Genomic DNA, 6,000 nt, shown 5'->3' with positions numbered 1-6,000 from the left:
GGGCGGGGATGGCGGGACCGGTCCGCCCGCGTGACGGCCACCGTGCCGAGGTCCCGGACGGTCGGCGGGCGGCCCGGTGGGTACCCGGGGGGATGAGACCTGCGGCGTCGGCGGCGACCACGGCGGCGGGCCCGCGGGGGCCGGCTCGGGCCTGCGGCGTGGCGGTGCCACGTGGCCGGCGTTGGCCGTCGCAGCGGGCACCCGACGTGCCGGCGGCGGGGCCGTGAGCACGGCCACACCGGTCGCCGGCCCGGACGACTCGACCGGCGCGCGATGGCGCGCCGGCGCGTCGACGGGCCCGCGGGGGCCGGGCGGACGGGGGTGTCCCGGTGGTCCATCCGGCCCCGGCCGCGGCGGCGGCCGGTGGGAGGTCACGGTTCCATCACACCACTTTCGGTCGCCGTGATCGACGGCCCCCCGACCGATGCGGTGCTGCGGGTCGACAGCGATACCCGCCAGGGGTACCAACGAGGCCGTGAGGACGGAGGCCCGATCAGCGCACCGGCGACGTCGAGCGCACCCGCCCGGGACACCGCCCCGGCGCCGGACCCCGCGCGTGTCGAGCTCGCGATCACCGGGATGACGTGCGCCTCGTGCGCCGGCCGCATCGAGCGGCGCCTCCACAAGCTGGATGGTGTCCACGCGGACGTCAACGTCGACGGCGTCAGCGACGCCGCCGCGCTGGCCCGCGCCGACCGCGGGCTCGCGATGGGCGGCGACCTGCGCCTCGTCCCGAACGCCCTGCGCCTCGCCCGCCACACGCTGCGGACGATCGAGGGCCATCTGTTCTGGGCCTTCGCCTACAACGTCGCCGCGCTGGCGCTGGCGGCCCTGGGCCTGCTCAACCCCATGATCGCCGGGGCGACGATGGCGTTCTCGAGCGTCTTCGTCGTCGCCAACAGCCTGCGCCTGCGGCGGTTCACGCCGTCCCAGTGATCATGGGGTGATCTAGCCTCGACGGCGTGCGGCACGCGTTCGGCACCACCTTCGACGTCGACGGCGTCTACCTGAACACCCCGTCCATCGGCCTCCCGCCGCGACCCGTGGTCGACGCGGTGTCCGACGCGGTCGCCGCGTGGGGGCGCGCGGAGACCAGCGCGCCGCAGTTCGACGGCGCCGTGTCCACCGCGCGCGGGGCGTTCGCGCAGCTCGCCGGCGTCCCGGTGCCCTCGGTCGCGCTCGGTAGCACGGTGTCGGGCCTGCTCGGGCTGGTCGCGGCGTCGCTGCCGCCGGGCTCGCGGGTGCTCACCGCCGACCGCGAGTTCACCAGCGTGACGTTCCCGTTCGTGTCGGCCGGGCACGAGGTGGTCGAGGTGGCGCTCGACGAGCTGCCCGAGCGCACCGGCGCCGCGGACGTCGTCGCGGTCAGCGTCGTGGCCTCGGCCGACGGCGGCCTGGTCGACCTCGCGGCCCTGCGCGCCGAGGTCGGTGCCGACACCCTCGTCGTCCTCGACGCGACCCAGTCGCTGGGCTGGTTGCCGGCCGACGTCGCGTGGGCCGACGTCATCGTCGCGGGCTGCTACAAGTGGCTGCTCGCCCCCCGCGGCGCGGCGTGGATGGCGCTCTCGGACCGGCTGGCCGAGCGCGTCGCACCCGTGCAGTCCGGCTGGTACGCGGGCGGGTGGGACGCGATCTACGGCCTCCCGCTGCGCCTGCACCCCGACGCCCGGCGTTTCGACCTCTCCCCCGTCTGGCTCGCCCAGGTCGGCGCAGCGGTCGCACTGCCCTGGATCGCGTCGCTCGACGCCGAGGCGGTCCGTGACCACGCCGTGGGCCTCGCCAATCGCGTCCGCCGCGGCCTCGACCTGCCCGCGGGCGAGTCGGCGATCGTCGCGGTCCGCCACCACGGGGCCGCCGACCGCCTCGCCGCGGCCGGCGTGCGCTGCGCGGTGCGAGGCGGCGCCGCACGCCTGGGGTTCCACCTGCACAACACCGAGGCCGACGCCGACACGGTGCTCGAGGCGCTGGCCTGAGACCCGCCGGAGGCGTCGGTCACGGGGGCACGGGGCCGGTCGCTGCTGGGGCCGCAGGAGCACCGCGGACCCGGGGCCGCGCGCATCCCAGGCTACCGTGCACCCATCGTGACGACCTCGCTCCCGCTACCCTTCGACGACCTCGACCAGCTCAGCACGGGGCAGACGCAGGCCACCCTGGTGATCCTCGGTGGTCTGGTGGCCCTGCTCGTCGTCGGCGTCCACGGCTCCTGGCGGCTCGCCCGCAACGTCGTCACCATCGCCCACGAGGGCGGCCACGCCCTGGTCGCGATCTGCTCCGGGCGCACGCTGACCAAGATCCTGCTGCACTCCGACACCTCCGGCGTCACGGTGTCGAAGGGCCGGCGCGACGGCCCGGGCATGGTCGCGACGGCCGCCGCGGGCTACGTGACCCCGCCGATCCTCGGGATCGGCGCGGCGGCGCTCGTCGCGGCGGACGCCATCTCGGCGATGCTGGTGATCGCGGTCGTGCTGCTGCTCGCGACGCTCATCCTGATCCGCAACGCCTACGGCGTGTTCTCGGTGGTGCTCACCGGCGCCGTGTTCGTGGTCGTCGCGGTCTACGGGTCGGCAGGGGTCCAGTACGGGTTCGCGTGCTTCGTGACCTGGTTCCTCATCATCGGCGGGCTGCGCACGGTGCTCGAGGTGCAGCGCAAGCGCGCCCGCCGCCGCGCACCCGACTCCGACGCCGACCAGCTCGAGCGCCTCACCGGTCTGCCCGCGGGCCTCTGGGTGGCGCTGTTCCTGCTGGTCGGCGTGTTCTCGCTGCTCGGCGCCGGGCGCCTGCTCGTCGTGTGGCCGCCGGTCTGAGCTACCGGCGCTGCAGCACGCAGTCGCCGCACGTCCCACCGCCGGGCACGCGGTAGTACAGGCAGCAGGTCGTCCGCCGGAACCCGAGGCCGCTGGGGTGCCCGGGCTCGGCGACGAAGCGCCCGAGGCCCGCGAAGGGCTCGTGGGTGAGCAGGCCGCGGGCGAGCGCGAGCGCGGCGGCGTGCCGGTCCGGCCGCGCCGCGCCGAGCACCCGCACGGCGCCGCCGAGCGCCCCGACCGCGTTGCCCCACAGCACGCGCTCCGACACCGACGCCCGGGCCCGCAGGCCGGCGACGATCGGGGCGACGTGATCCTCGGCGAGGACGCGGGCGAGCACCGCGGCGGCGGCCGGGTCGTCCGGCGACGCGAGCTCCACCCCGGCGAGCCGCTCGGGGTCGGCCCACAGCGGGATCGGGCCGCCCGCCCACGGACGCGCGTGCAGCACCGACGCGGGCGAGAGGTCGGGCAGCACGCCGGCCGCGGCGCAGGCGAGCAGCACCGACACCGGGCGTGAGACCAGGGACTGGCCGAGGAGGGACGCGGCGATCCGCCGGTGGGCGCCGAGGCCGTCGGCCACCGCGGCGAGCCGCTCCCCGATCGGGTCCGGGCCACTCGCGGGGACCCCCAGGAGCGACGCGAGCGGGCGCCAGGACGGGTCGGCGCCCTCGGCCGCGCGGGTGGAGATCGCGAAGAACCCGTCGACGGCGTCCGACTCGGCGAGAACCGTCCGGACCCGATCGACATCGGCGTTCGGGGCAGCATCCGGCCCGGTGATGTTGCCCCGTCGGCCGGTCGTGTCGCTGCTCACCGCCCACCATGCTGGCGGACATGACCGTCGGGAGCACGTGGGGCCGCTCGGGGTCGGGTCCGGCGGGGTCCGATCCGCCGGGATCGGGGAGGTCGGTCCTCGGCCGTTCGGCCCCGTTCGGTTAGGTTCGACGCCATGCTCGACTCCGGCGTTCGTCTCGCCGCAGCCTCGCTCCCCGTCGGTGTCCCCGTGATCGTGGGTCTCGTGGTGGCCGTGCTGCGCCGGCGGGAACTCCCCGCGGTGTCGACTCCGGCGGTCGCCGGGCTGGCCGTGCAGCTCGTGGTGGTCCTCATCTCGACGTTCCTCGTGGCCGCCACCTCGTTCGACGCGTTCAGCCTGTCGCCCGAGACCCTGCTGCCGCTCTCGAGCGTGCTCGGCTTCGTCGTGATCCTGCTGCAGGTCGTGTCCTGGACGCTCCTGCTCATCGCGCTGTTCCGGCGCCTGCCGGGCACGGCGCCGCCGAGCGAGGACCGCACCCCGACCGGGCGCCACGCCCTGGTCGACGACCGCGGGGACCAGGTCGTCGCGGAGGCGGGCACCACGTTCCTTCCGGTCGGCGGCGGGACCGAGGGCGGCCCGGGCACGGGGCCGGGCACGGGGCCCCGCCCGGTGCCCGGACCGCCGGCCGGGCCCCCGCACGGAGTGCCCCCGGGTCCGCCGCCCGGTCCGCCGTACCGCGCGACGACGGTGACACCCCCGGGGGCGCGCCCGGGCCCTCCGCCGGGCACCGGCCCCGCCTCGCCCGTCTCGTCCCCCGCGGGCTCGCCCCTGCCCTCGATCCCGATCCCCGGCGCCGACGCGCCGACGCCGGAGGAGCCCGAGGAGGAGCCCGAGGAGGAGGCCGCCGAGGCCGTCGAGACGCCCGATCCTCCGAAGACCCCGCAGACCGCCGACACCGAGACCATCCAGGCCTACCGCGAGCCGGGGTCCGAGGAGCCCGACGGGCAGTCCGCCGCCGCGGACGCCGCGGATGCCGCGGACGACGCGGCCCCGGAGGGAGCCGAGGCGGCCACCGCCACGGAGACCACCGAGGACCCCGGCGACGTCGAAGGCGTCGAGCGTCCCGACGAGAACGCTTCAGGAGACGAAGCGCCCCCTGGCGAGGAGGTCGACGAGGAGCCGGCGGACACCGGGACCACCGACACCACCGAGACCACCGAGACCACCGAGACCACCGGGGACGCCGAGGCCGCTCCGGACGATCAGGGCGCGGCGAGCTCCGGCGGCCACCCCTGGTTCGACCCGGACGGCGAGGCCGCCCGGAGCACCGCTGCGCCCGAGCGCCGCTGACCTGTTCGAGCGGACGCGGCGGTCCGCGACTCCAGGTCGAGCAGCGCGCGCTTGCGCCCGACGCCGCCGCCGTAGCCGGTCAGCGAGCCCGTCGCGCCGATCACGCGATGGCAGGGCACGACGATGCTGATCGGGTTGCGCCCGTTGGCCAGGCCCACCGCCCGCACGGCGGTGGGCCGCCCGATCGCGGCGGCCAGCTCGCCATAGCTCACGGTCTCGCCGTAGGGGATCTCGCGCAGCGCCGCCCACACACGCTGCTGGAACGCGGTGCCGCCCGCCGTGGTCGCGAGGGCGAAGTCGGTGAGCTCGCAGGCGAAGTAGGCGGCGAGCTGCTCGCGCGCGGCGGGCAGGCCGTCGTCGTCACGGGCGCCGAGGGCCTCGGCGGCAGGGCCGTGACGGTGCTCGGTCATGTAGAGCCCGGACAGCACGCCGTCGTGCGCCCGCAGCGTCAGCGGACCGAGGGGGCTGCCGAGCACCGTGTGTGTGACGGTCACACGGCCCATGGAACCACTCACACCAGGAACGCCAGCACCAGGACCGCCAGGCCGGCGGGCGCGTCGAGCGCCACGCAGGCCTCGGCCAGCGACGGCGAGACCTGGTCGCGGTGCCGCCGCAGGTGCCACAGGTCCCACGCCCCGTGCCCGATGAGCGTCACCGCGGCGAGGAACAGCCCGGGCGCCGGCGGGAGCGCCAGCGCCACGAGCGCCAGGAGGCCGTAGATCACGAAGCCTACCGTCTGCCGCGCGAGGGCCGGCCGGGCCACGCCGCGCACGACCCCGAGCACCAGCAGCGCGGCCCCCGCGACACCGTTGACGAGGATCGGCGAGATCGCGAGCAACCGCGCCGCCACCACGAGCACCGAGGCCACGGCGACCCACACCCACGCCATCCAGGGGCGCGCGAAGGCCGCCGCGGCCACATAGCAGGACGCGGCGATCACGGTCACCATCGCGAGGTCGGCCGCGCTCGCCGAGCCGGCCAGCACGACCGCCGCGGCGGCGAGCAGGCCGACCGCGACCGGCCAGCGTCGGGCGAGGGCAGCAGGACCGTGGTGGGTGTGTCCGTCGAGGGTCGTCATGGCGACGACGATGGACCGGC

Annotated in this window: 6 protein-coding genes and 1 pseudogene; 4 read left to right on the top strand and 3 right to left on the bottom strand. The window is 76.5% G+C overall.

Going from position 1 to position 6,000, the window contains the following annotated elements; genetic code table 11:
• Positions 1-501 precede the first annotated feature (501 nt).
• From AC2A1K_RS28780 to AC2A1K_RS28770, 3 genes and pseudogenes are all read left to right on the top strand, one after another.
• Positions 502-936, top strand: a pseudogene (locus AC2A1K_RS28780) (heavy-metal-associated domain-containing protein); the annotation flags it as partial.
• 26 nt (positions 937-962) lie between these two features.
• Positions 963-1,973 (top strand): aminotransferase class V-fold PLP-dependent enzyme, encoded by a 1,011-nt coding sequence (locus AC2A1K_RS28775; RefSeq protein ID WP_483899776.1) that lies wholly within the window; start codon positions 963-965, stop codon positions 1,971-1,973.
• A 108-nt stretch (positions 1,974-2,081) separates the two neighbouring features.
• Positions 2,082-2,804, top strand: a complete 723-nt coding sequence (locus AC2A1K_RS28770) for a M50 family metallopeptidase (RefSeq protein ID WP_483899775.1) — start codon at positions 2,082-2,084, stop codon at positions 2,802-2,804.
• Between the two features lies 1 nt (position 2,805).
• Here AC2A1K_RS28770 and AC2A1K_RS28765 read toward each other — a convergent pair whose 3' ends face one another.
• Positions 2,806-3,612: a (2Fe-2S)-binding protein gene (locus AC2A1K_RS28765; protein ID WP_483899774.1), complete on the bottom strand. Its 807-nt coding sequence runs from the start codon at positions 3,610-3,612 to the stop codon at positions 2,806-2,808.
• Between the two features lie 135 nt (positions 3,613-3,747).
• Between AC2A1K_RS28765 and AC2A1K_RS28760 the strand changes: the two genes are divergently transcribed.
• Positions 3,748-4,902 (top strand): hypothetical protein, encoded by a 1,155-nt coding sequence (locus AC2A1K_RS28760; RefSeq protein WP_483899773.1) that lies wholly within the window; start codon positions 3,748-3,750, stop codon positions 4,900-4,902.
• On the opposite strand, the gene AC2A1K_RS28755 is transcribed toward AC2A1K_RS28760, so the two are convergent.
• Positions 4,815-5,405: a methylated-DNA--[protein]-cysteine S-methyltransferase gene (locus AC2A1K_RS28755; RefSeq protein ID WP_483899772.1), complete on the bottom strand. Its 591-nt coding sequence runs from the start codon at positions 5,403-5,405 to the stop codon at positions 4,815-4,817. The two genes, AC2A1K_RS28760 and AC2A1K_RS28755, sit on opposite strands and share 88 nt — an antisense overlap.
• Before the next feature lie 8 nt (positions 5,406-5,413).
• Positions 5,414-5,980: a hypothetical protein gene (locus tag AC2A1K_RS28750; RefSeq protein WP_483899771.1), complete on the bottom strand. Its 567-nt coding sequence runs from the start codon at positions 5,978-5,980 to the stop codon at positions 5,414-5,416.
• Positions 5,981-6,000 lie beyond the last annotated feature (20 nt).

It is taken from the genome of Actinomycetospora sp. 2LY8.5 (assembly GCF_057180585.1).
Note: the sequence above shows the minus strand (reverse complement) of the source record. Positions and strands in the feature narration are given on the sequence as shown.

Coding starts and splice junctions, on each gene's coding strand:
- AC2A1K_RS28755 (WP_483899772.1), bottom strand. CDS start 5,405: ATGGGCCGTGTGACCGTCACACACACGGTGCTCGGCAGCCCCCTCGGT.
- AC2A1K_RS28750 (WP_483899771.1), bottom strand. CDS start 5,980: ATGACGACCCTCGACGGACACACCCACCACGGTCCTGCTGCCCTCGCC.
- AC2A1K_RS28760 (WP_483899773.1), top strand. CDS start 3,748: ATGCTCGACTCCGGCGTTCGTCTCGCCGCAGCCTCGCTCCCCGTCGGT.